The sequence below is a fragment of the Streptomyces sp. NPDC057424 genome (assembly GCF_042803315.1).
Taxonomy (GTDB): domain Bacteria; phylum Actinomycetota; class Actinomycetes; order Streptomycetales; family Streptomycetaceae; genus Streptomyces.
The window spans coordinates 1-22,090 of sequence record NZ_JBHVCP010000014.1 but is presented as its reverse complement, the minus strand read 5'-3'; the positions used below and the strand labels follow the sequence as shown (position 1 = coordinate 22,090).

The following is a 22,090-nucleotide window of genomic DNA, read 5'->3' as shown; positions in this document are numbered from 1 at the left end:
AGTGGCCCCCCGTAGGATGGGCGTCATGGCCAAGACCAGTACGACGACCCAGGGGCTGCGGTCGGCGATCGAACGCAGCGGCTACTACCCGGCCCTCGTGGCCGAGGCGGTGGAGGCCGCCGTGGGCGGCGAGCCCATCCGGTCGTACCTGGTCCACCAGGAGACGACGTTCGACCAGAACGAGGTGCGGCGGCACGTGACGGTGCTCGTCCTCACGGACAACCGCTTCATCGTCAGCCACACCGACGAGCAGGCCGCCGACAGCACCTCCCCGACGCCGTACGCCACGACGTCGACGGAGTCCGTGAAGATCGGCCGCATCTCGTCGATCGTGGTCAGCCGCGTGGTCGCCAACCCCGAGTCCTACAAGCCGGGGACCCTGCCCCGCGAGGTCGTCCTCACCATCGGCTGGGGCGCCGTCTCCCGCATCGACCTGGAGCCGGCCGCCTGCGGCGACCCCAACTGCGAGGCGGACCACGGCTACACCGGCAACTCGACGGCGGACGACCTCAGCCTGCGCGTCAGCGAGGCCGGGGACGGACCGGAGACCGTGCGTGAGGCGCTCGCGTTCGCGCAGGCCCTCTCCGAGGCGACCGCGGACACGACCCGCTGATGGCACAGCCCGAAACGGCCTGGGACCACCACCCCGAACCGCTCGCCGTCGCCTCCGCCCCCGTCCCCGAGTACGGCAGTGGGTCGCTCGCCGACCTCCTGCCCACCCTGGCCGCCGGCCTGGGCGTCCCGGACATGGGCGCCGCGATCAGCGAGCTGACCCCCGCCGACCGGAACTGCGTGTTCCTGATCGACGGCCTCGGCTGGGAGCAGCTGCGGGCGCACCCCGGGGACGCCCCTTTCATGACCTCCCTGCTCGCCACCTCCCGCGGCGGCACCGGGCGTCCGCTCACCGCCGGCTACCCGGCGACCACGGCGACCTCCCTCGCCTCCGTCGGCACCGGACTGCCGCCCGGCGCGCACGGCCTGCCCGGCTACACCGTCCGCAACCCGGACACCGGCGAGCTGATGAACCAGCTGCGCTGGCAGCCGTGGACCCCGCCCGGCCCCTGGCAGCCGTACCCCACGGTCTTCCAGCTGGCACACGCGGCCGGGGTGCACGCCGCGCAGGTGTCGTCCCCGACCTTCGAGAACACCCCGCTGACCAAGGTCGCGCTCAGCGGCGGAAGGTTTCTCGGGCGGCTGTCGGGCGAGGACCGCGTCGACCTGGCGGCCGAGCAACTGGCCGCGGGCGACCGCTCCCTGGTCTACACGTACTTCGCCGAGGTCGACGGCGCCGGCCACCGCTTCGGCGTCGACTCCGACGCCTGGCGTGGCCAGCTCATGTACGCCGACCGCCTCGTTCAGCGCCTGGCCGAGCAACTGCCCCCGCGCAGCGCGCTCTACATCACCGCCGACCACGGCATGATCGACGTGCCCTTCGACGAGCAGCACCGCATCGACTTCGACGAGGACTGGGAGCTGAGCGCCGGGGTCGCCCTGCTCGGCGGCGAGGGCCGCGCCCGCCACGTCTACGCGGTACCCGGCGCGGCGAACGACGTGCTGACCTGCTGGCGCGAGGTGCTGGGTGAGCAGTTCTGGGTGGCCTCACGCGACGAGGCCATCGCGGCGGGCTGGTTCGGCCCGCGCATCGACGAGCGGGTGTACGGCCGGATCGGTGACGTGGTCGCAGCCGCGCGGGACGACGTCCTGCTCATCGCCTCCCAGCGGGAGCCCAAGGAGTCGGCGATGGTCGGCAACCACGGTTCGATGACCCCCGCCGAGCAGCTGGTCCCCCTGCTCGAAGTACGCTCCTGAGACAGCCCCACACCGACCCCTCACGCCGAAAGGTGCTCAACTCCACATGCCCGAGCTGGTGTTCTTCTGCGGAACGATGGACTGCGGGAAGTCGACGCTGGCTCTCCAGATCGAGCACAACCGCTCGGCGCGCGGCCTGCAGGGCATGATCTTCTCGCGTGACGACCGTGCCGGCGAGGGCAAGCTCTCCTCGCGCCTCGGCCTGGTGACGGACGCGGTGGAGGTCGGGGACGGGCAGGACCTCTACGGCTACCTCGTCGACCACCTCTCGCAGGGCGGCCGCGCGGACTACGTGATCGCCGACGAGGCGCAGTTCCTCGCACCGGAGCAGATCGACCAACTCGCGCGTGTGGTCGACGACCTGAGCCTTGACGTCTACGCCTTCGGCATCACGACCGACTTCCGCTCCAAGCTGTTCCCCGGCTCGCAGCGGCTGGTGGAACTGGCCGACCGGGTCGAGGTGCTCCAGGTCGAGGCCCTGTGCTGGTGCGGAGCCCGCGCCACGCACAACGCCCGCACGATAGGCGGCGTGATGGTCGTCGAGGGCGCCCAGGTGGTCGTCGGCGACGTCACCCACTCCGCCGACGAGGTCGGCTACGAGGTGTTGTGCCGCCGTCACCACCGCCGCCGGATGACCGCGGCGACATCCCGCGCCGCTGCCCTGTCCCCGGACGTGCTGCCGGTGACGTCGGCCTGACCTGTGTCCGGCCCGCGGGCCGTCAGCGCGGCCGTTGCAGCAGCGCGAACCGCGCTCCTTCCGGGTCCGCCACTCTCGCCACCCGCCCGTGCGCGGTGTCGTGGACCGGCTTGAGAACGTGACCGCCCAGGTGGACGAGATGGTCCAGGGCGTCGTCGACGTCGGCGACCTGGAAGTACGTGACCCAGTGCGGTCCCCGGTCGCGTGGCAGGGCGTGCCCCAGGCCGTGGATGCCGGCGACCGGTTCGCCGCCGAGGTTCAGGGTCACGTAGTCGAAGTCGGCGGAGACCACCGGCTCCTCCTCGTAGCCGAACACCATGCGGTAGAACTTGGCGATGCTCGCCGACTCGAAAGTCAGCAGCTCGTTCCATGCGGGTGTGCCGGGAACGTCCGAGACGGCCGTGCCGAGGTGCGCGGCGGCCTGCCAGATGCCGAAGACGGCGCCCGAGGGGTCGGAGCCGATCGCCAGCCGGCCGGCCTCGGCGGCGTCCAGCGGGCCCACGCCGATCGTGCCGCCACGGCTGCGCACCGTCTCCGCCGTCAGATCCACGTTCTCCGAGGCGAAGTAGGGCGTCCACGCGATGGGCAGATGGCGGTCCGGTGGCAGCCTGCCGATGCCGGCCACCTCGCGCCCGTCGAGCAGCGCGCGCACATACGGGCCGAGCTGCTGGGGTCCCGGCTGGAACTCCCAGCCGAACAGCGCCCCGTAGAACTCCTCGGTCGCGTCCGGGCCGTGCACCATCAGGCTCACCCAGCAGGGCGCGCCGGGCGCGTGCCGAGCGGGTGTGTCACCGTTCGGGCCGGCGGACTCCCGTGCGTCGGTCATCGTCACTCTCTTCTCGGCCTCGCGGTGGCCGTGCTCTCCGCAGCCTTGTGGGGCGGCCTTGTGGGGCGTCCCTCGTCCGGTGTCCGGGAGAATGCCCGATGTGCGGGCCCCTGTCCCTCGCGGCGCGCTTATCGGCAGGTGTCGTTCAGCTGTACAGCATGTGCTTGTTCCCGTACGCCATGTGACCGATCCGCTCCGGCCGAGCAGAGTAGCCGGACACGTACGGCTAGGCCACCCCCGTGCGCGAGGATGGGGCCATGAACGCCATCATCTCCGCATCCGACCTCGCGAAGGACCTCAAGGGCTCCCGCCCGCCGGTCCTGCTCGACGTCCGCTGGCAGCTCACCGCGGCCAAGGCGGCCGGCGAGCCGCCGTTCGACGGTCGCGCCGCGTACGAGGCAGGGCACCTCCCCGGGGCCGTCTACGTCGACCTGGACCGGGAGTTGGCCTCCGCGCCGGGCGAGGGTGGACGGCATCCGCTGCCCGACCTCGCGCGCTTCGGTGCCGCGATGCGCCGCGCGGGCGTGTCGGCCCGGACGCCGGTGGTCGTCTACGACGGCGGCCAGGGGTGGGCGGCGGCCCGGGCATGGTGGCTGCTGCGCTGGACGGGTCACCCGGACGTGCGGGTCCTCGACGGCGGGTTGCCGTCCTGGGAGGGCTCGTTGGAGACGTCCGTGCCGGCTCCGGCGGAGGGCGATTTCGTGCCGGAGCCGGGGGCGACGGGGCTGCTCGATGCGGATGCCGCCGCGGCGCTGGCGCGGTCCGGGGTGTTGCTGGACGCGCGGGCGGGGGAGCGGTACCGGGGTGAGGTGGAGCCGATCGACCCGGTGGCCGGGCACATTCCGGGCGCGGTGTCGGCGCCTACCACGGAGAACGTGGGGGCCGACGGGCGCTTCCTTCCCGCGGGCGAACTGCGGGCGCGGTTCGAGGAACTCGGCGTGACCGAGGGTGCGCGCGTCGGGGTGTACTGCGGGTCGGGGGTCTCCGCCGCCCACGAGGTCCTGGCCCTGGCGGCCGCCGGTCTTCCGGCCGAGCTGTACGTGGGGTCGTGGTCGGAGTGGTCCTCCGACCCGGACCGGCCGGTCGTCGTCGGCCCGGACCCGCAGTGAGCTGACGCGAGGCGAGGGCCGCACCCGTAAGGCGCGGCCCTCGTCGTTCGCAAGCCGATTCGGCTACTCCTGCTTCTTGCGCCGTGTCCCGAACACGATCTCGTCCCAGCTCGGGACGGCCGCTCTGCGGCCCGGGCGTACGCCGTCGGCCTCGGCCTGGCGGTCGGTGGCTCCGACGAGCCGGTCGCGGTGGCTGCCCACGGAGCGCGGCATGAGGACGTCCGCGTAGGCGGAACCGGCCGATGCCGCAGGAGCCGGGGGCTCCTCCTCCTCGACCTCGGCGACGACGACGGGCTCCTCCTCGGGCTCCGCCGGAGGGAGCTCCGGAACCACCAGGTCGCCGCGGAAGCTCGGTACCGCCTCGAGGAGGCTGGTCAGCGAGTCACGCTCGCCCGTGGTCTCCTCCACCGGTTCGGACGCCTGCGCGGGCAGGCTGGGCCGCTCGCGTTCGGGGCGGTCCAACGGTCTGTCACGCGGCAGCCGGGCGATCCGGGGGACGAACGGGAAGCTGGGCTCGGGCGCGGCGAGGTCGTCGGACTCGCCGATCAGGGAGCGCGCCTCGTCGTCGACGGCCTGGACGAGCCGCCGGGGCGGGTCGTACGTCCAGCTCGCCGAGTGCGGCTCACCTGCGACGGTGTAGACGAGCAGGACCTCCCAGGTGCCGTCGTCGCGACGCCACGAGTCCCACTGGACGGTGTCCTTGTCGGCACCGCGCAGCAGCAGCCGCTCCTGCACGGCCTCGCCCAGCGGCGGCCCCGAGTTCTCGCCGGGCCGGCGGACCGGGGTCTTGCGGGCCCGCTCGGCCATGAAGGCACGCTCGGCGAGCACGGGACCCTCGAAGCGGCGCACCCGGTCGACGGGGATGCCGGCCATCTGCGCGACCTCTTCCGCGGTCGCGCCTGCACGTATACGCGCCTGGATGTCGCGGGGGCGGAGGTGGCTCTCGACCTCGATCTCGATCTGGCCGAGGCGGGGACGGTCGCCGCGCACGGCGGCGCGCAGACGTTCGTCGATCGGAAGCGTGTACTCCGTAGAGTCGGCAGCCTTCAGCACCAGCCGTGTGCCGTCATTCGAGACGGCCACGACACGCAGTTCGGGCATGGGGACCTCCCGGGTGGTGCCTGCCGACGTCACGTGCGTCGCTGCTTCCGCTAGTCGAGTGTGGCCTGCCCGGGTGCAGCCTGCCACAACCTTGCCGAGTTGCCCGGCGTGTCGGGCGCGGGCCCTGGATCGCCGTTATGGCACGGTTACCTATTCGCAACGCTAAGTGACTAACGCTGTCACCCTGTGCAACTAGCCCCCTCCCGGCGGTCCTCAAGGTCCTGTACACCCTCACGGGAGACCGGACCCAGGGCTCGCAACAGTACTCCATTCGGGCCACCTGCGTGGATTGGCGCGCCGTCCAACTTCTCGCAAGAGAGGCGACTTGGCCGCCCCTTGCCCGTGATTCGCGATCTTGAACGTGGGAATCTTCACGTAATCGCCGGAATCGGAACTAGGGGCTTCGGTCGCACATCCCCGCTTCAGGCGCACCGGCGAGTTCAGGCGCACCGGCGAGCAGATTCGGGACGCGACGGCGGTGACCACCCGGCCGGCGGCCGTTTCCGCCGAGCAAGCCCCCCTGCTATCGGGCGAGTTCACTCAGGCACCGTGTTCCGCGCGCGGGCCGGAGACCGGAGGCGGCCGGCGCTCGCGGCGGCCGCCGCCTTCGGCGTGACGATGGCCGGACTCACCACCTACGAGCCGGCTTCGGGTCACCGCCTCAGCGCGGGCCGCAGCACGATGGTGGGCGAGCCTTCTCCAGCGGCGGCGCATCCTCGCCGGACTCCGGTCATTCGGGCGGCTCGGGGACGTCCGGTGCACCGCGGGGCGGGACCATCTCACCTCCAGCGAGAGCGGCGGTCCGGCACCCGGCCTCACCCCGACCCCGAGCGCCACCAGGAGTGAAGAGCCGGGACCGCCACTCCCAGTGCCTCGCCTACGCCCCCAGAACCCTCCGCAAGTAGTCGTTCTGGAACCGCCGATCAGGATCGAGACGATCCCGCAGCGCCGTGAACTCGCCGAAGCGCGGATACACCCGGGAGAAGTACTCGGCGTCCCGCGTGTGGATCTTGCCCCAGTGCGGACGTCCCTCGTGGGCGGTGAAGATGCGCTCGGCCGCGGTGAAGTACCGCTGGTAGGGCGTGCCCTGGAACATGTGGACGGCGATGTACGCGCTGTCCCGGCCGGAGGCGGTGGACAGCGTGATGTCGTCGGCGGGGGCGGTGCGCACCTCGACGGGGAAGCTGACCCTGAGGCCGGTGCGGTCGACCATCGCCTTCAGCTCCCGCAGCGCGTCGACGACGGCCGCGCGCGGAACGGCGTACTCCATCTCCACGAAGCGCACCCGGCGCGGTGACGTGAAGACCTTGTAAGGGATGTCCGTGTAAGTCCGGGCGGACAGGGCCTTGCTGGAGATCTGGGCGATCGCGGGGATCGTGGCGGGCACCGCGCGGCCGACCCAGTTGGCCACCTGGAAGACGCCGTTGGAGAGGAACTCGTCCTCGATCCAGCTCTTGAGCTGCGGCACGGGCTTCTCCGGGCCCGCGCTGCGGTTGTTGCGCTTGGTGTTGGTGCTGCCGGTGTGCGGGAACCAGTAGAACTCGAAGTGCTCGTTCTCGGCCCAGAGTTCCTCGAAGTCGGAGAGAACCCTGCCGAACGGCATCGGCTCCTCGCGGGCCGTGAGCAGGAAGACCGGTTCGACGGCGAAGGTGATCGCGGAGACGACGCCCAGGGCGCCGAGGCCGATGCGGGCGGCCGCGAAGACCTCCGGGTTCTCCTTCTCGGAGCACGTGAGAACGGAACCGTCGGCGGTGACCAGCTCCAGGCCCCTGATCTGGGCGGCGATCGAGCCGGAGTCGCGGCCCGTGCCGTGCGTGCCGGTACTGGTGGCCCCGGAGACCGTCTGCTCCATGATGTCGCCCATGTTCGTGAGCGACAGACCCTCGCGTGCGAGGGCCATGTTGAGCCTCTTGAGCGGGGTGCCGGCCTCCACCGTGACCGTCATGTTCTCGCGGTCAACGCTGCGTATGCCGGTCAACAGCTGAGGGCGGATCAACACACCCTCCGTCGCGGCTATGGACGTGAAGGAGTGCCCGGCGCCGACGGCCTTCACCTTCAGACCGTCCTCGGCGGCCCGCCGCACGGCTGCGGCCAGCTCGTCGACGGAAGCAGGGGTGACCTCCCGCGCGGGACGTGCCGAGACGTTGCCGCCCCAGTTACGCCACGTGCCGTTCTTTCCGTTCGCTGTGCTGCTCAACGGAGCCTCCCCGACCCGGTGCCGGTCGCTTGAGCCGGCGGAACCCGAGGAAACCCACCGCGACCGCGACGGCTCCGGCCACCGCCGGAACCCCGTACCCGGCACGCGCCCCGGCCGCGTCGATCACCCAGCCGGCTGCGGAGGAGCCGAGTGCGACACCCCCCGCGAGCCCGGTGCTCACCCAGGTCATGCCCTCGGTGAGCTGCGCGCGTGGTACGTGCTCTTCGATGAGGGACATGGTCGTGATCATCGTGGGAGCGATGGACAGACCCGCAACGAACAGCGCCACGGTCAGAAACGGCAAGTTTCCGACCAGTAGGAGGGGGATCATACTCACGGCCATGGCACACACGCCCAGCAGCCACCTGCGTTCCGGTGCCCCGGCGAAGTGCAGCAGCCCGAAGACCATGCCCGCCACACAGGAACCCGCCGCGTACACCGCGAGGACGATGCTCGCGGCGGCCTTGTGTCCCTCCTCGTCGGCGAACGCCACGGTGACCACGTCGACCGCCCCGAAGATCGCCCCGGTCGCCACGAAGGTGGCCACCAGGACCTGAAGGCCGCGCGAGCGCATCGCCGTCCCGCCGCCCCGCCGCTCGCGCGGGTGGGGCTCGGGCTCGGTGGCGCGCTGCGCGGTCAGCCAGAACACGCCCACGGCCAGGAAGCAGGCGGCGAGCAGCGGCCCGGCCTCCGGGAACCAGGCCGTGGACAGGCCGATGGAGATGATCGGCCCGAAGATGAAGCACACCTCGTCCACCACGGACTCGAAGGAGTACGCGGTGTGCAGCTGCGGTGTCCCCCGGTAGAGGGCCGCCCAACGGGCCCGGATCATCGCGCCGACGCTCGGGACGCAGCCGATGCCCACGCACGCCACGAACAGCACCCGGTCGGGCCACCCGTAGTGCGCCGCGTACAGCAGGAGGGCCGCCGCGGCCAGCGAGATCAGCGTCGCCGGGCGCAGCACACGACGCTGCCCGTACTGGTCGACCAGCCGCGAGACCTGGGGTCCGGCCACCGCGGCGGACAGCGCGACGGTGGCCGACAGGGCGCCGGCGAGGCCGTACCTCCCGGTGAGCTGGGAGATCATCGTGACCACGCCGATGCCCATCATCGACACCGGGATGCGACCGAGGAAGCCCGCAGCGGAGAAACCCTTGGAGCCGGGGGCTGCGAACAGGGCGCGGTAAGAGCTGGGCAACGGGGTCTCCGAAGGGCTCAGTAAGCTGCGAACGCAGTCGGCACAGCTTACGGCTCGGCGTGCCCCGATGTACCCGTTCGGCTCAGCCCCGGAGCACCCCCGCGCCCGCCTGCCGCGCGGGTGTCACCCCGCCGTTTCCCGGCTGTCAGCGCAGGGTGGCAGGATCGACTCATGCCAGACGCGCGCGATGCCAGCCCCTACGACGCCCTGCTCCTGCTCTCGTTCGGCGGCCCGGAAGGCCCGGACGACGTGGTCCCGTTCCTGGAGAACGTGACACGTGGGCGCGGCATCCCCAAGGAACGCCTCAAGGAAGTCGGGCAGCACTACTTCCTCTTCGGCGGGGTCAGCCCGATCAACGACCAGAACCGCGCCCTGCTGGACGCCCTGCGCAAGGACTTCGCCGGCCACGGTCTGGACCTGCCGGTCTACTGGGGCAACCGCAACTGGGCGCCCTACCTGACGGACACGCTGCGCGAGATGGTCCGCGACGGCCGCCGCCGCGTCCTGGTCCTCGCCACCAGCGCCTACGCCTCGTACTCGGGCTGCCGCCAGTACCGCGAGAACCTCGCCGACGCCCTCGCGGCCCTGGAGGCGGAAGGCCTGGAACTGCCGAAGGTCGACAAGCTGCGGCACTACTTCAACCACCCGGGGTTCCTCGAGCCCATGATCGACGGGGTGCTCCAGTCCCTCGCCGAGCTTCCCGAGGACGTCCGGGACGGGGCACACCTCGCCTTCTCGACGCACTCGATCCCGACCGCCTCCGCCGACACCTCCGGTCCCGTCGAGGAGCACGGCGACGGCGGCGCCTATGTGAAGCAGCACCTGGACGTGGCGCGGCAGATCGCCGACGCCGTCCGGGAGCGTACCGGCGTCGACCACCCCTGGCAGCTCGTCTACCAGTCCCGCTCCGGCGCCCCGCACATCCCGTGGCTGGAGCCCGACATCTGCGACCACCTGGACGAGCGGCACGCAGCCGGTGTCCCGGCCGTGGTCATCGCCCCCATCGGCTTCGTCTCCGACCACATGGAGGTCCTCTACGACCTCGACACGGAGGCCAAGGCCAGGGCCGAGGAGCTCGGGCTGCCGATGCGGCGTTCGGCCACCGTCGGAGCCGACCCGAGGTTCGCCGCCGCGATCCGCGAACTCGTCGTGGAGCGTGCCGCCGTCGAGCGCGGGCAGGACGTCACGCCGTGCGCCCTCGGCGCCCTGGGGGCGAGCCACGACCTCTGCCCGGTCGGCTGCTGCCCGGCCCGCGCCCCCCGGCCCGCCGCCGCGGGCGCCGACAGCACCTACGCGTGAGGAGCCCCGTGACCGACCCCCTGCACACGGACCTGCTCGAACTCGCCCAGGAGGCCGCCCGCCGCGCCGGCGCGCTGCTGCGGGACGGCCGTCCGGCCGACCTCGCGGTCGCCGCGACCAAGTCCAGCCCCATCGACGTCGTCACGGAGATGGACATCGCGGCGGAGAAGCTGATCACGGGCCTGATCGCCGAGCGCCGCCCGGACGACGGCGTCCTCGGTGAGGAGGGCGCCGCCACGGAGGGCACGAGCGGCGTGCGCTGGGTGATCGACCCGCTCGACGGCACGGTGAACTACCTGTACGGACTGCCCACCTGGGCTGTCTCGATCGCCGCCGAGCAGGACGGCGAGACCGTCGTCGGAGTGGTCACGGCCCCGATGCGCGGCGAGACGTTCCACGCCGTGCGCGGCCGGGGGGCCTGGGCCACCGGCGCCTGGGACGGCGAGCGCAGGCTGGCCTGCCGCATCGCTCCGCCCCTGGACCAGGCACTGGTCTCCACGGGCTTCAACTACGTCGCCGACGTCCGCGCCCACCAGGCCGATGTGGCCCGGCGGCTGATCCCGCTGCTGCGGGACATCCGGCGCGGCGGCTCGGCCGCGGTCGACCTGTGCGACGTGGCCGCGGGACGCCTCGACGGCTACTACGAGCGCGGCCTGCACCCCTGGGACCTCGCCGCGGGGGACCTCATCGCCCGGGAGGCGGGCGCACTGACCGGTGGACGCCCCGGAGAGCGCCCGTCAGGCGATCTGGCAGTGGCGGGTACCCCCGGCATCTTCGAGCCCCTCCAGCGCCTCCTGGAGGACTTCGGGGCCTGGCACGACTGAGAAGGCCGGGGCGCGCCCGGCAGCAGCCCTCGGTGCGCCGAACGCCAGGTGAACGCACCCCTGCGACAACGAAGCGGGCCCCGGCGCTGGATTGGCCGGGGCCCGCTTTCGTACGGCCTGATCAGACGCTCGTCGCGCTGACCTCCACACCGTGCTCGGCGGCGAGACGGCGCAGGTCGTCGAGCTCGCCCTGCTCCACATCGACGAGGAACTCGTCGCCCTCGTCGCGAGCCCGGGACAGATCGGACTCGGTCGCCCTTATGCGCTGCAGAAGTCCTGCGGTGAATGCGTCCATGCTGCGCCCCCTCGTCCTGGGTCGTGGGTCGATGGCACGGGGGTGTGCCGTTCGGAAGGGACGATCACGCCGCATGTGGATGCCCAGCGCCGCTCGGCCGGGCGGCGACGGTGCCGGACACCCACGCCCGCCCTGCGCAAAAGCGGATTGATGCGCACCGCATGGTGGTGCGGCGCCAGCAGAGCGTGATCGTGGGATGTAAAGCCGTCCTCCCCAAGCTCCCTTTCGTGGAAACCTAACCGGAGGAGAAAATCTCGTATTCCCTCTCGGGTCACCGCCCCCCCACCCGCCTTACCTCCGACTTATGGCCGAAAAGGGCAGGATGGAGGGCAACACACCAAGGCACCGTCGAAGACCCCTGCCCGCGTGTGCCCGGTGAAGGGCTACGCGGGTGGACATGAGGAAGGACCAGGAACGTGCGCGTACTCGTCGTCGAGGACGAGCAACTGCTCGCCGATGCGGTGGCCACCGGACTGCGCCGGGAGGCCATGGCCGTCGACGTCGTGTACGACGGTGCGGCCGCCCTGGAGCGCATCGGCGTCAACGACTACGACGTGGTCGTCCTCGACCGTGACCTCCCGCTCGTGCACGGCGACGACGTCTGCCGCAAGATCGTCGAACTGGGCATGCCCACGCGCGTGCTGATGCTGACGGCCTCCGGCGACGTCAGCGACCGGGTCGAGGGGCTGGAGATCGGCGCCGACGACTACCTGCCCAAGCCGTTCGCGTTCAGTGAGCTGATCGCGCGGGTGCGCGCCCTCGGCCGGCGTACCAGCGTGCCCCTGCCGCCCGTCCTGGAGCGCGCCGGGATCAAGCTCGACCCCAACCGGCGCGAGGTCTTCCGCGACGGCAGGGAGGTCCAGCTCGCTCCCAAGGAGTTCGCGGTCCTGGAGGTGCTGATGCGCAGCGAGGGCGCCGTCGTCTCCGCGGAGCAGCTCCTGGAGAAGGCCTGGGACGAGAACACCGACCCGTTCACGAACGTCGTGCGCGTGACGGTCATGACCCTGCGCCGCAAGCTGGGCGAGCCGCCCGTCATCGTCACCGTCCCCGGCTCGGGCTACCGGATCTGATACGCCGTGGCGACGACTCCCGCGTCCCACCAGGCGCCCCCCAAGCCCACCTGGGACCCCAGAAGGCCCGTGCCGCCGTTCCCCTGGTTGCGCCCGACCATCCGCATACGGCTCACGTTGCTCTACGGCGGCATGTTCCTGATCGCCGGCATCCTGCTGCTGTCGATCATCTACCTGCTGGCCGCGCAGGCGCTCAACACCGGGAACGAGCCGCTCTTCAAGATCGTCGACGGCACGGCGATCAAGGTGGCCAGTGACAACTGCCCTGCGGTCAACTCCGCCAGTCCGACGCTCGCCGAATTCAATGAGGCGATCAGCAAGTGCATCGACGACCAGCGTAATGTCGCACTCGACAACCTTCTCAGCCGCTCGCTCCTGGCCCTGCTCGGCCTGGCGGTCATCGCCTTCGCCTTCGGCTACGCCATGGCCGGGCGGGTGCTCTCCCCGCTGGGCCGGATCACCCGCACCGCCCGCGCGGTGGCGGGCTCCGACCTGTCCCGCCGGATCGAGCTGGACGGCCCGGACGACGAGCTGAAGGAGCTGGCGGACACCTTCGACGACATGCTGGAGCGGCTCCAGCGTGCCTTCACGGCCCAGCAGCGCTTCGTCGGCAACGCCTCACACGAGCTGAGAACGCCCTTGGCGATCAACCGCACGCTCCTCGAGGTGCACCTGTCCGACCCGAACGCTCCCGTGGAACTCCAGCAGCTCGGCAAGACGCTGCTGGCCACCAACGAGCGCAGCGAGCAGCTCGTGGAGGGCCTGCTGCTGCTGGCCCGCAGCGACAACCAGATCGTCGAGCGGGGGCCCGTGGACCTCGCCGAGGTCGCCTCGCAGGCCATCGACCAGGTGCACGGCGAGGCCGAGAGCAAGGGCGTGCTGATCCGCGGCGAGCAGAAGCCCGCGGTCATCCAGGGAAACGGCGTGCTGCTGGAGCGGATCGCGCTCAACCTGGTGCAGAACGCCGTGCGCTACAACGTGGCGGAGGGCGGCTGGGTCGAGGTCACCACCGAGGTCCAGCACGGCCAGGCGGTCCTGGTCGTCTCCAACACGGGCCCGGTCGTGCCGGCGTACGAGATCGACAACCTCTTCGAGCCGTTCCGGCGGCTGCGCACGGAGCGGACGGGTAGTGACAAGGGAGTCGGGCTCGGTCTTTCCATCGTCCGGTCCGTGGCCCGGGCGCACGGCGGGCACATTTACGCCCAGCCGCGTGAGGGGGGTGGACTCGTCATGCGAGTCATGCTGCCGATCTGAGATCATGTCGCCGATCAACTCGGCGGCACACGGGGATGTTCGCTTTGCGCGGAATTTCTGGGGCTTCGCCGCGCGTGCGCCGTGTGTGATCGATCACAGGGGTGCCTTTCCGGCTATCTACTCTCCGTGATCATGCCCGATGTCGGAAAGCCGGGAAAGTCCCGGTTTTCGGGGGTCTTGATCACGGGAAGTACACGGTGAGACGCCTTTGGCGTGCAGCATTCGGACCGTGTACGGTCCCCATCGCCATCCAAGCCGATCACTCATGGGGAGTCCGGTTGGGTGTCGATTGAGTAACAGACCTTGATGTGAGGCAAAATCTCCGCCTCAGGTCGGGCACAAGTCCGGCCTCTCACGCGTTACGTGCGCTGGAGACACCGCAGACACCCAGAGGGGGAGAGCGACCATGGCAACCGATTACGACACTCCACGCAAGACCGACGACGACGTCGACTCGGACAGCCTCGAAGAGCTGAAGGCTCGGAGGAACGACAAGTCGGCCTCCGCCGTGGACGTCGACGAGTTCGAGGCCGCCGAAGGCCTCGAGCTGCCCGGAGCCGACCTCTCGAACGAGGAACTGGCCGTCCGGGTGCTCCCGAAGCAGCAGGACGAGTTCACCTGCATGAGCTGCTTCCTGGTGCACCACCGCAGCCAGCTGGCCCGGGAGAAGAACGGTCAGCCGATCTGCCGCGACTGCGACTGAGGAGGGGTCGGCCGTGACTGGCTCGACCCCTCCCTGGAAGCGCCGCTTCTCCCAGCGGAAAGCGGACGAAGGGCCGATGGACGGCCCGCAGTACGGCGCGCGTGACGACGAGCGAGGCTCAACCGATACGGGGGCGGCCTCGCTCGAACCGGCAACGGACCGGGGTGACCTCCCGGCGTCCGTGGACGTCCCCGCACCCGTCGCGAGACGGCGGGCGGGGACGATCCGGGAGCGGGCCGTGGAAGGCGCCCGCAGGGGCGGCGACCGGGCCCGGGCCGGCCTCGCCCACCTCGCCGACCGGATCATCGAACTGGCCCCGCGCGTCCCCGTGCGGGACCTGGCGACGCTGCGCAGGCAGTTCCCCGGCCTCGGGCCCGAGGAGCTCGCGGACAAGCTCGTGGCGGGCGCCGCGAACGCGACGGCGACGGTCGGAGCGGGGATCGGAGCGGCCGCGATGCTCCCCGTACCCCCGGCGATGCCGACGGAACTGGCCGCCGAGGTCACCGGCGTCGCGGTGATCGAGCTGAAGCTGATCGCCGAACTCCACGAGGTCTACGGCGTCCGGCCGCCCGGCAACCTCAAGCAGCGCAGCACCGCGTACCTCGACTCGTGGTCGGGGGAGCGCGGGATCGACGCGTCCAAGCCGTCGACCCTCAGCGTGGCGCTGAACAGCCGCATGAAGCGAGAACTGCGGCAGCGGATCATGAAGCGGATGGTCCGCAGCATGCCGAACCTGATGCCGTTCCTGGTGGGCGCCGCCGTGGGGGCGGTGATGAACCGCGGCGAGACGAGAAAGCTCGCCGGCCGCGTCCGGAAGGACCTGCGCAAGATCCAGGTGCCCTGGGAGGCCCTGGAGGTGCTCCCCGCTCTGGAACGTCCGGCGGACGCCCTGGAGATGGGCGAGATCACCAGCGACCCCCTGGGCCGCCACGAGGGCCACCGGCACGACCGTGGGCACGGCCGCCGGCCCGGCGAGGGGCACTGAGACTTCGGCCGTCGAACAGCGGCCGGGTGATGCCCCGGTCAGGTGTGCTACGACGGCTTCGCCGTCCGGAGCGCCTCCGCCAAGCGCTCCGGCTCACGCGTGGACAGATACAGGTACGGAGTCGGGTCCTCCGGGTCCGTGACCTCCACGCGCAGGGCCGTGGGGATGTACGCGCGCAGCAGGAGGAAGGCGCGCGGGTCGGCCTTGTAGGTGCGCCAGGCGCGGGCCTCCTCCGCGTCCAGCACCTCCGCCTCGCCCAGCGCCGTCAGTGGGATCTTCGCCTCTCCCGCGATCAGGGAGTCGCCGACCACGCGGATGCGGACCGAGCCGTACGAGCTCGCGGCGACGGCCGCGACCGCGGTGCCCCCGGCCAGGCCGCCGAGCATCGGCAGCGTGCCGAACGGGAGCAGGACCAGGGCCATCGAGACGCCCACGAAAAACGAGATCAGCCACCAGGTCCGCGGGGCGGTGAGGCGTTCTTCGTACGGGGCGGCGGAGAGCTGCATGAGGCCAAGCTTGACACGGTGTCCGGCAGGGGCCGACGCGCGGGTAAGGTCTGCGGCTGTGAGTCGTACTTCCGCAGCTCTTCAGCCTCCGGCCGACGCCGTGCAACCGGTGCGGCACCCGGACGCGCCCGCGCCCGGTGAGCTCCTCGGCGCGCACTACGGCGCGTGTTTCGGCTGCGGCGGCGACCAGCCGCACGGGCTGCACCTGGATGCGCGGGCCGGCGAGGGCGTGTCGCTCACCGCCGAGTTCACCGTCCAGCCCGCCCACCAGGGAGCCCCGGGCCTTGCGCACGGTGGTGTGCTCGCCTCCGCCCTGGACGAGACCCTCGGCTCGCTGAACTGGCTGCTGCGCACGATCGCGGTGACCGGGCGGCTGGAGACCGACTTCGTGCAGCCCGTGCCCGTCGGCACCACGCTGTACCTGGAGGCGGAGGTGACGGCGGTGGCCGGGCGGAAGATCTACTCCACCGCGACCGGACGCGTCGGCGGCCCCGACGGGCCCGTCGCCGTGCACGCGGACGCGCTTTTCATCGAGGTGAAGGTCGACCACTTCGTCGACCACGGCCGCCAGGAGGAGATCCAGGCGGCCATGAACGACCCGGACCAGGTCCGGCGCGCTCGCGCCTTCGAGGTGAACCCGTGAGCACGGACCGCCCCGTGCGGCCCGCCGGCCCCAGCGATACCGACAGCCCCACCAGCCCCGTGAGCCCGGAAAGCAGCATGACCCCCACGAGCCCTGTGAGCCGGCAGCCGCTGGACGTGCTGATCCGGCGCGTCGATCCGGACGTACCGCTTCCGTCCTATGCGCAGCCCGGTGACGCCGGGGCAGATCTGCGCACCACCGAGGCGTGCCAACTGGAGCCGGGCGAGCGGGCCGTGCTGCCCACGGGCGTGTCTGTGGCGCTGCCGGAGGGGTACGCGGCCTTCGTGCACCCGCGATCCGGTCTGGCCGCCCGCTGCGGCGTCGCCCTGGTGAATGCCCCGGGGACGGTTGATGCCGGGTACCGTGGGGAGATCAAGGTGATCGTGGTGAATCTCGACCCGCGCGAGGCCGTGCGGTTCGAGCGCTTCGACCGGATTGCCCAACTGGTAGTCCAGCAGGTCGAGAGGGTCCGCTTCCAGGAGGTGGCGGAACTTCCCGGCTCCGCGCGGGCCGAGGGGGGCTTCGGGTCCACCGGAGGCCATGCCGCGGTGGACGGGACGAGCGGCACAAGCGGTCAGGCCGCCCTGGGCGGTCAGGCGGGTGGGAATCGATACGCTTCGGTCGTATCCGACCGGGAAGGACAGTGACGTGTTCGGACGTCGCAAGAAGAGGGATGCCGCCGAGGACGCGGCCGGCGAGGCCGAGCAGGTCGTCGACGGTGTCGACACTGAGGCGGACGACGAGCGCGAGCGCCTGAGGCTCGAGCCTGCGCCGCGCCCCGACGGGCCCTGGGACGACTCGGAGGTCCGGGACCCGGGCGAAGGCCGGGTCGACCTGGGCGGTCTGTTCGTGCCGGGCGTCGACGGCATGGAGCTCAGGGTCGAGGTCGCGGGCGACGCGATCGTTGCGGCGACGGTCGTGCTGCGCGACAGCGCCATCCAGCTGCAGGGCTTCGCAGCGCCCAAGCGTGAGGGCATCTGGGGCGAGGTGCGCGAGGAGATCGGCACCGGCATCACCCAGCAGGGCGGCATCGTCGACGAGGTCGAGGGGCCGCTGGGCTGGGAGCTGCGCGCCCAGGTGCCCGTACAGCTGCCGGACGGCACCGGTGGCTTCCAGGTCGTGCGGTTCGTCGGTGTGGACGGCCCCCGCTGGTTCCTGCGCGGGGTCATCTCGGGCCAGGGCGCGGTGCAGCCGCAGGCCGCCGGGCTGCTCGAGCAGATCTTCCGAGACACGGTCGTGGTGCGCGGCGAGGGCCCGATGGCGCCCCGCGACCCGATCGTCCTCAAGTTGCCGAACGACGCCCAGATGGTCCCCGAGGGCGTCCAGCAGGAGGAGGGCTCCCGTTTCGCCGGTGGAATGGGCCAGCTCCAGCGCGGACCGGAGATCACCGAGGTCCGCTGACCCGCAGAGACACCAGGGCCGCACCCCACCGGGGGTGCGGCCCTTTCCCGTGCGCAGAACCTTGACGGTGTGTTGGTCTCCAGGAGGTGTGGGGGCCGTCGTACGGGACGGAGACCAACTATCTGCGCGTGTACATGGCCCAGTTGCGGCGGAAGCTGGAGGCGGATCCCTCGCACCCCAGGCACTTCATCACCGAGCCGGGGATGAGGTATCGGTTCGAGAAATAGGCTCCTCGCCCTACGTCAGCAGGCCCCGGTACGCTTCAGATATGAGTGCTGTCCCTCGTTCCGAAAAGCCGGTGGGCCGTTTCCGGCGCATGCTCGACCGGCTCTCCTCGTCGCAGGAGGACCTGGAGTCCGAGGAACTGCGCGAGGACAGCCAGACGGCCGGCTGCATCCGGATCGGAGACTGCCAGGACCGCCAGATAGTGACGGTTACTGGTACCTTGCGCACGGTCACCCTTCGGCCGCGCGCCGGAGTACCGGCCCTGGAGGCCGAGCTGTTCGACGGCTCCGCCGCACTGGACGTGGTGTGGCTCGGCAGGCGCTCCATCGTGGGGATAGAGCCGGGGCGCAAGCTGATCGCTTCGGGCCGGGTCTCGATGAGCCGGGGCCGCCGGGTGCTGTTCAATCCCAAGTACGAACTGAGACCCCTCGGACGGGAGTAGCCGGTGACGTCGCTCGACAAGCCGACCGAAGAGACATCTGCGGACGACGCCCGGGCGGTGACCGAGGCCGCCCTGTTCGAGGCGTTCGGCGGCGTGCGGGGCATGGTGGAGACGGTGCTGCCCGGCCTCCTCTTCGTCACCATCTACACGATCAACAAGGACCTGCACCTGTCGGCGATCGCGGCGCTGGCCGTGTCGCTGGTGCTGGTCGTGGTCCGGCTGGTGATGAAGGACACCGTCAAGCACGCCTTCAGCGGTGTCTTCGGCGTGGCCTTCGGTGTCGTCTTCGCGATGATGACCGGCAACGCCAAGGACTTCTACCTGCCCGGCATGCTCTACACGCTGGGTCTGGGCCTCGCCTACATCATCACCACCCTGTGCGGGGCGCCGCTGATCGGGCTGATCCTCGGCCCGGTCTTCAAGGAGAACCTCTCCTGGCGCACGCGCAACCCCGGCCGCAAGAAGGCGTACGCGAAGGCCAGCTACGCCTGGGGCGCGATCCTCCTCGCCAAGTGCGCGATCCTCTTCCCGCTGTACTGGTGGGCCGACACCACGCAGCTGGGCTGGGTCCTGGTCGCCCTGAAGATCCCGCCCTTCCTCCTCGCGGTGTACCTGACGTGGGTGTTCCTCGCGAAGGCGCCCGCGCCGATCGACGTGTTCGCCGAGATGGAGGCGGAGGAGAAGGCGGCCGAGGAGCGAGAGCGGCAGGCTGCCGCCCGGTCCGCCGAGCAGTGAACCTCCGGAGCTGACGGAAGGGGCGCCCCGAGTCCTCGGGGCGCCCCTTCCGCTTGCGTGGAGACGCTCGGGGACGCGCTCAGCCCGCCGCGTCGCGTCGTACCGACAGCAGGTCCTCCAACTGCTCCTCGCGGGCCTGGGCGGCCACGAAGAGGAGTTCGTCACCGGCTTCCAGGGAGTCCTCCCGGGAGGGGGTCAGGACGCGGTTGCCACGAATGATCGTCACCAGCGATGTGTCCTGCGGCCACTCGACGTCGCCGACCTGCGTGCCGGCCAGGGCCGACTCCTCCGGCAGGGTCAGCTCGACCAGGTTGGCGTCGCCGTGGCTGAAGCGGAGCAGGCGGACCAGGTCGCCCACGCTCACCGCCTCCTCGACCAGGGCCGACATCAGACGCGGGGTGGAGACGGCCACGTCCACGCCCCAGGACTCGTTGAACAACCACTCGTTCTTGGGATTGTTCACGCGGGCGACGACGCGCGGCACGCCGTACTCCGTCTTCGCCAGCAGGGACACGACCAGGTTCACCTTGTCGTCGCCGGTCGCGGCGATCACGACGTTGCAGCGCTGGAGCGCCGCCTCGTCCAGGGACGTGATCTCGCAGGCGTCGGCGAGCAGCCACTCGGCCTGCGGGACGCGTTCGACCGAGATGGCGGTCGGTGCCTTGTCGATCAGCAGGACCTCGTGGCCGTTCTCCAGCAGTTCGCCCGCGATCGAGCGGCCGACGGCGCCGGCTCCGGCAATGGCGACCCTCATCAGTGACCGCCCTCCTCTTCGGGACCCTTGGCGAACGCCGCCTCGACCTTGTCGACCTCGTCGGTGCGCATCATCACGTGCACCAGGTCGCCCTCCTGCAGCACCGTCTGCGAGGTGGGCAGGACCGCCTCGCCGAGCCGCGTGAGGAACGCGACGCGCACGCCGGTCTCCTCCTGGATCCGGCTGATCTTGTGGCCGACCCAGGCGGTGGAGGTGTGCACCTCGGCGAGCTGGACACCGCCGGTGGGGTCGCGCCACAGCGGCTCGGCGCCGGAGGGGAGCAGGCGGCGCAGCATCTGGTCGGCCGTCCAGCGCACCGTCGCGACCGTGGGGATGCCCAGGCGCTGGTAGACCTCGGCGCGGCGGGGGTCGTAGATGCGGGCGGCGACGTTCTCGATGCCGAACATCTCGCGGGCCACGCGGGCGGCGATGATGTTGGAGTTGTCACCGCTGGAGACGGCGGCGAAGGCGCCGGCCTCCTCGATGCCCGCCTCACGCAGGGTGTCCTGGTCGAAGCCGATACCGGTGACCCGGCGGCCGCCGAACGAGGAGCCCAGCCGGCGGAAGGCGGTGGGGTCCTGGTCGACCACGGCGACCGTGTGCCCCTGTTGCTCCAGGTTCTGGGCCAGCGCGGAACCCACCCTTCCGCAACCCATGATGACGATGTGCATGGCCTCACACCACGCTTCCCGCAGACCTTCCGGCCTGCGTCAGTGTTCTGCTCATGTCTCTCTCTCGGCTCGCCGGGCAGCACTTCGCGGCCTTATGTGCGGGCCGCCAGGCACCATCATGCCGGGGAACGCCGGGTGTGATCCCCTTCGGTGTCCGCACGCCCGGCCGATGGCCTGTGTCCAACGTATAGGCAAGGCCGGGAAAGCCCACCAGGACCCTCGGGTGCGGCGGGGGCCACAGGCCCTGCAACCATCTCCGATGGCGGCCGGGACACCGGTGTCACCGTCGGGCTGGAACCGCCGCTCGGCCCGGGCGCCGGCGGAATGGGCCATGATGCCCTTCGGGGCCTTGTGACGGGGGAGCAAGCCGTGATGAACCACGAGATCGACGTCCTGGTGCTGGGCGGCGCCGGTGTGGACACGATCGTGCACGTGCCCGAACTGCCCGTGCCGTTCGCGGACAGCCACATGATCCGGCCCGGGATCGTGACGCGGGCGGGCCAGAGCGGGGATTTCGTGGCCCTCGGGACGAACGCACTGGGCCTGCGCACGCACCATATAGACCTGCTCGGAGACGACCCCGAGGGCGACCTCGTCCGCGCGCTGCACCAGGAGCACGGCATCGGGCTCACCGCCGTCCCGCAGCCGCTCGGCACCAAACGCGCGGTCAACCTCGTCGGCCCCGACGGCAGACGGTCCTCCCTCTACGACGCCACCCGGACCGCCGACACGGACCGGCTGCCCGACACCGCCGTGCGCGCACTCGCGGCCGTCAGCCGGCACGCCCACGTCGTCATCACCCAGCCCTGCGCCCACGCACTGCCCGCCCTGCGAGAAGCGGGACTCACGATCTCCACCGACCTGCACGACTGGGACGGCTCCAACCCCTACCACGAGCCCTTCGCCCACCAGGCCGACCTGGTCTTCCTGTCCAGCACGGCCCTGACCGACCCGGAGCGGACCATGCGCCGGATCACCGAGCGCGGCCGGGCCCGGATCGTCGTCGCCACCGCCGGGGCGGCCGGGGCGTACCTGCTGGCCGACGGGGAGCTCACTCACGTACCCGCCGCCCCACCCCCGGCCCCGGTCGTCGACTCCAACGGCGCGGGCGACGCCTTCGCCGCCGGGTTCCTCCACGCCTGGCTGAACGGCACCCCGCCCCCTCGCAGCGCGCTGCACGGCACGGTCGCCGGCGCCTACGCCTGCACCATCCCCTCGACCCGGGCCGCCGCCATCGGCCGGGAGGAGCTGAGCGCGGGGGTGGCGGGGCTGGAGCGGTCCGAGCAGCCGAGGGCCACCCTGGACTCGTAGGGGGCTTCTGATGGATCTCCGCGACGCCGCGGAGA

At 71.2% G+C, this 22,090-nt stretch carries 24 protein-coding genes and 1 pseudogene; 17 read left to right on the top strand and 8 right to left on the bottom strand.

What is annotated here, in order from left to right:
* The first annotated feature begins 25 nt into the window (after positions 1 to 25).
* Genes ACFU3E_RS14445 through ACFU3E_RS14435 form a run of 3 tightly spaced genes read left to right on the top strand, consistent with a single transcriptional unit; the run spans position 26 to position 2,506 of the window.
* Positions 26 to 613, top strand: a complete 588-nt coding sequence (locus tag ACFU3E_RS14445; RefSeq protein ID WP_248506359.1) for a DUF5998 family protein — start codon at positions 26 to 28, stop codon at positions 611 to 613.
* On the top strand, positions 613 to 1,809 hold the full coding sequence (locus ACFU3E_RS14440; RefSeq protein ID WP_384156590.1) for an alkaline phosphatase family protein: 1,197 nt from the start codon (positions 613 to 615) through the stop codon (positions 1,807 to 1,809). The genes ACFU3E_RS14445 and ACFU3E_RS14440 overlap by 1 nt, the downstream gene beginning before the upstream one ends.
* Positions 1,810 to 1,855: 46 nt before the next feature.
* Complete coding sequence (locus tag ACFU3E_RS14435) at positions 1,856 to 2,506, top strand: thymidine kinase (RefSeq protein WP_351627187.1); 651 nt, start codon at positions 1,856 to 1,858, stop codon at positions 2,504 to 2,506.
* 22 nt (positions 2,507 to 2,528) lie between these two features.
* Here ACFU3E_RS14435 and ACFU3E_RS14430 read toward each other — a convergent pair whose 3' ends face one another.
* Complete coding sequence (locus tag ACFU3E_RS14430) at positions 2,529 to 3,332, bottom strand: VOC family protein (protein ID WP_384156586.1); 804 nt, start codon at positions 3,330 to 3,332, stop codon at positions 2,529 to 2,531.
* 257 nt (positions 3,333 to 3,589) lie between these two features.
* Here ACFU3E_RS14430 and ACFU3E_RS14425 point away from each other — a divergent pair, with 257 nt between their 5' ends.
* Positions 3,590 to 4,441 carry a sulfurtransferase gene (locus ACFU3E_RS14425; RefSeq protein WP_384156583.1) on the top strand — a complete coding sequence of 284 codons (852 nt, stop codon included), beginning with the start codon at positions 3,590 to 3,592 and terminating at the stop codon, positions 4,439 to 4,441.
* A 63-nt stretch (positions 4,442 to 4,504) separates the two neighbouring features.
* On the opposite strand, the gene sepH is transcribed toward ACFU3E_RS14425, so the two are convergent.
* The 3 genes from sepH to ACFU3E_RS14410 all read right to left on the bottom strand — a co-directional run bounded on the left by sepH (position 4,505) and on the right by ACFU3E_RS14410 (position 8,937).
* Positions 4,505 to 5,542 carry a septation protein SepH gene (sepH, locus tag ACFU3E_RS14420; RefSeq protein ID WP_384156580.1) on the bottom strand — a complete coding sequence of 346 codons (1,038 nt, stop codon included), beginning with the start codon at positions 5,540 to 5,542 and terminating at the stop codon, positions 4,505 to 4,507.
* Between the two features lie 877 nt (positions 5,543 to 6,419).
* The gene (locus tag ACFU3E_RS14415; RefSeq protein ID WP_384156577.1) at positions 6,420 to 7,739 is read right to left on the bottom strand and encodes a D-arabinono-1,4-lactone oxidase; all 1,320 of its coding nucleotides are present in this window, start codon (positions 7,737 to 7,739) and stop codon (positions 6,420 to 6,422) included.
* Positions 7,699 to 8,937 carry an MFS transporter gene (locus tag ACFU3E_RS14410; RefSeq protein ID WP_384156573.1) on the bottom strand — a complete coding sequence of 413 codons (1,239 nt, stop codon included), beginning with the start codon at positions 8,935 to 8,937 and terminating at the stop codon, positions 7,699 to 7,701. Before ACFU3E_RS14410 ends, ACFU3E_RS14415 begins: the two co-directional genes overlap by 41 nt.
* 171 nt (positions 8,938 to 9,108) lie before the next feature.
* Here ACFU3E_RS14410 and ACFU3E_RS14405 point away from each other — a divergent pair, with 171 nt between their 5' ends.
* The gene (locus ACFU3E_RS14405) at positions 9,109 to 10,236 is read left to right on the top strand and encodes a ferrochelatase (protein WP_384156570.1); all 1,128 of its coding nucleotides are present in this window, start codon (positions 9,109 to 9,111) and stop codon (positions 10,234 to 10,236) included.
* A gap of 8 nt (positions 10,237 to 10,244) precedes the next feature.
* The gene (locus ACFU3E_RS14400; protein WP_384156568.1) at positions 10,245 to 11,060 is read left to right on the top strand and encodes an inositol monophosphatase family protein; all 816 of its coding nucleotides are present in this window, start codon (positions 10,245 to 10,247) and stop codon (positions 11,058 to 11,060) included.
* Positions 11,061 to 11,181: 121 nt separating this feature from the next.
* Here the strand turns inward: ACFU3E_RS14400 and ACFU3E_RS14395 are convergent, their stop codons facing one another.
* Complete coding sequence (locus ACFU3E_RS14395) at positions 11,182 to 11,355, bottom strand: hypothetical protein (RefSeq protein ID WP_363121754.1); 174 nt, start codon at positions 11,353 to 11,355, stop codon at positions 11,182 to 11,184.
* A gap of 416 nt (positions 11,356 to 11,771) precedes the next feature.
* Here ACFU3E_RS14395 and ACFU3E_RS14390 point away from each other — a divergent pair, with 416 nt between their 5' ends.
* The 4 genes from ACFU3E_RS14390 (at position 11,772) to ACFU3E_RS14375 (ending at position 15,367) form a co-directional block, all read left to right on the top strand.
* A complete protein-coding gene (locus ACFU3E_RS14390; RefSeq protein WP_010353034.1) occupies positions 11,772 to 12,425 on the top strand; it encodes a response regulator transcription factor in 654 nt (217 codons plus the stop codon).
* A gap of 6 nt (positions 12,426 to 12,431) precedes the next feature.
* The gene (locus ACFU3E_RS14385) at positions 12,432 to 13,679 is read left to right on the top strand and encodes a sensor histidine kinase (RefSeq protein WP_384156564.1); all 1,248 of its coding nucleotides are present in this window, start codon (positions 12,432 to 12,434) and stop codon (positions 13,677 to 13,679) included.
* Positions 13,680 to 14,085: 406 nt separating this feature from the next.
* A complete protein-coding gene (locus ACFU3E_RS14380; protein WP_003993510.1) occupies positions 14,086 to 14,382 on the top strand; it encodes a DUF4193 domain-containing protein in 297 nt (98 codons plus the stop codon).
* A 13-nt stretch (positions 14,383 to 14,395) separates the two neighbouring features.
* Positions 14,396 to 15,367: a hypothetical protein gene (locus tag ACFU3E_RS14375; protein ID WP_384156561.1), complete on the top strand. Its 972-nt coding sequence runs from the start codon at positions 14,396 to 14,398 to the stop codon at positions 15,365 to 15,367.
* A 47-nt stretch (positions 15,368 to 15,414) separates the two neighbouring features.
* On the opposite strand, the gene ACFU3E_RS14370 is transcribed toward ACFU3E_RS14375, so the two are convergent.
* Positions 15,415 to 15,873, bottom strand: coding sequence for a DUF3093 domain-containing protein (locus tag ACFU3E_RS14370; protein WP_384156558.1), 459 nt, complete (start codon positions 15,871 to 15,873; stop codon positions 15,415 to 15,417).
* A 58-nt stretch (positions 15,874 to 15,931) separates the two neighbouring features.
* Between ACFU3E_RS14370 and ACFU3E_RS14365 the strand changes: the two genes are divergently transcribed.
* The 6 genes and pseudogenes from ACFU3E_RS14365 (at position 15,932) to ACFU3E_RS14340 (ending at position 19,319) form a co-directional block, all read left to right on the top strand.
* On the top strand, positions 15,932 to 16,516 hold the full coding sequence (locus ACFU3E_RS14365; protein ID WP_384156555.1) for a PaaI family thioesterase: 585 nt from the start codon (positions 15,932 to 15,934) through the stop codon (positions 16,514 to 16,516).
* A gap of 77 nt (positions 16,517 to 16,593) precedes the next feature.
* The gene (gene dut, locus ACFU3E_RS14360) at positions 16,594 to 17,163 is read left to right on the top strand and encodes a dUTP diphosphatase (protein WP_384156808.1); all 570 of its coding nucleotides are present in this window, start codon (positions 16,594 to 16,596) and stop codon (positions 17,161 to 17,163) included.
* A 1-nt stretch (position 17,164) separates the two neighbouring features.
* The gene (locus tag ACFU3E_RS14355; RefSeq protein ID WP_031106683.1) at positions 17,165 to 17,917 is read left to right on the top strand and encodes a DUF3710 domain-containing protein; all 753 of its coding nucleotides are present in this window, start codon (positions 17,165 to 17,167) and stop codon (positions 17,915 to 17,917) included.
* 77 nt (positions 17,918 to 17,994) lie between these two features.
* Positions 17,995 to 18,144 (top strand): annotated as a pseudogene (locus ACFU3E_RS14350) (winged helix-turn-helix domain-containing protein); the annotation flags it as partial.
* Positions 18,145 to 18,185: 41 nt separating this feature from the next.
* Positions 18,186 to 18,584 carry an OB-fold nucleic acid binding domain-containing protein gene (locus ACFU3E_RS14345; protein WP_384156552.1) on the top strand — a complete coding sequence of 133 codons (399 nt, stop codon included), beginning with the start codon at positions 18,186 to 18,188 and terminating at the stop codon, positions 18,582 to 18,584.
* A gap of 3 nt (positions 18,585 to 18,587) precedes the next feature.
* Positions 18,588 to 19,319 (top strand): DUF3159 domain-containing protein, encoded by a 732-nt coding sequence (locus ACFU3E_RS14340; RefSeq protein ID WP_384156549.1) that lies wholly within the window; start codon positions 18,588 to 18,590, stop codon positions 19,317 to 19,319.
* Between the two features lie 79 nt (positions 19,320 to 19,398).
* Here the strand turns inward: ACFU3E_RS14340 and ACFU3E_RS14335 are convergent, their stop codons facing one another.
* Positions 19,399 to 20,073 carry a potassium channel family protein gene (locus ACFU3E_RS14335; RefSeq protein ID WP_384156546.1) on the bottom strand — a complete coding sequence of 225 codons (675 nt, stop codon included), beginning with the start codon at positions 20,071 to 20,073 and terminating at the stop codon, positions 19,399 to 19,401.
* The gene (locus tag ACFU3E_RS14330) at positions 20,073 to 20,744 is read right to left on the bottom strand and encodes a potassium channel family protein (RefSeq protein ID WP_384156541.1); all 672 of its coding nucleotides are present in this window, start codon (positions 20,742 to 20,744) and stop codon (positions 20,073 to 20,075) included. Before ACFU3E_RS14330 ends, ACFU3E_RS14335 begins: the two co-directional genes overlap by 1 nt.
* Before the next feature lie 372 nt (positions 20,745 to 21,116).
* Here ACFU3E_RS14330 and ACFU3E_RS14325 point away from each other — a divergent pair, with 372 nt between their 5' ends.
* Entirely contained in the window at positions 21,117 to 22,055 is a 939-nt protein-coding gene (locus ACFU3E_RS14325; protein ID WP_384156538.1) for a PfkB family carbohydrate kinase, read from the top strand.
* Positions 22,056 to 22,090: the final 35 nt, after the last annotated feature.

Bases quoted from the DNA above. Each gene is read 5' to 3' on its own strand.
- ACFU3E_RS14380 (WP_003993510.1), top strand. From the start codon at position 14,086: ATGGCAACCGATTACGACACTCCACGCAAGACCGACGACGACGTCGAC.
- ACFU3E_RS14405 (WP_384156570.1), top strand. From the start codon at position 9,109: ATGCCAGACGCGCGCGATGCCAGCCCCTACGACGCCCTGCTCCTGCTC.
- ACFU3E_RS14335 (WP_384156546.1), bottom strand. From the start codon at position 20,073: ATGAGGGTCGCCATTGCCGGAGCCGGCGCCGTCGGCCGCTCGATCGCG.
- dut (WP_384156808.1), top strand. From the start codon at position 16,594: ATGACCCCCACGAGCCCTGTGAGCCGGCAGCCGCTGGACGTGCTGATC.
- ACFU3E_RS14430 (WP_384156586.1), bottom strand. From the start codon at position 3,332: ATGACCGACGCACGGGAGTCCGCCGGCCCGAACGGTGACACACCCGCT.
- ACFU3E_RS14395 (WP_363121754.1), bottom strand. From the start codon at position 11,355: ATGGACGCATTCACCGCAGGACTTCTGCAGCGCATAAGGGCGACCGAG.
- ACFU3E_RS14435 (WP_351627187.1), top strand. From the start codon at position 1,856: ATGCCCGAGCTGGTGTTCTTCTGCGGAACGATGGACTGCGGGAAGTCG.
- ACFU3E_RS14330 (WP_384156541.1), bottom strand. From the start codon at position 20,744: ATGCACATCGTCATCATGGGTTGCGGAAGGGTGGGTTCCGCGCTGGCC.
- ACFU3E_RS14325 (WP_384156538.1), top strand. From the start codon at position 21,117: ATGAACCACGAGATCGACGTCCTGGTGCTGGGCGGCGCCGGTGTGGAC.
- ACFU3E_RS14440 (WP_384156590.1), top strand. From the start codon at position 613: ATGGCACAGCCCGAAACGGCCTGGGACCACCACCCCGAACCGCTCGCC.
- ACFU3E_RS14425 (WP_384156583.1), top strand. From the start codon at position 3,590: ATGAACGCCATCATCTCCGCATCCGACCTCGCGAAGGACCTCAAGGGC.
- ACFU3E_RS14445 (WP_248506359.1), top strand. From the start codon at position 26: ATGGCCAAGACCAGTACGACGACCCAGGGGCTGCGGTCGGCGATCGAA.
- sepH (WP_384156580.1), bottom strand. From the start codon at position 5,542: ATGCCCGAACTGCGTGTCGTGGCCGTCTCGAATGACGGCACACGGCTG.
- ACFU3E_RS14370 (WP_384156558.1), bottom strand. From the start codon at position 15,873: ATGCAGCTCTCCGCCGCCCCGTACGAAGAACGCCTCACCGCCCCGCGG.
- ACFU3E_RS14345 (WP_384156552.1), top strand. From the start codon at position 18,186: ATGAGTGCTGTCCCTCGTTCCGAAAAGCCGGTGGGCCGTTTCCGGCGC.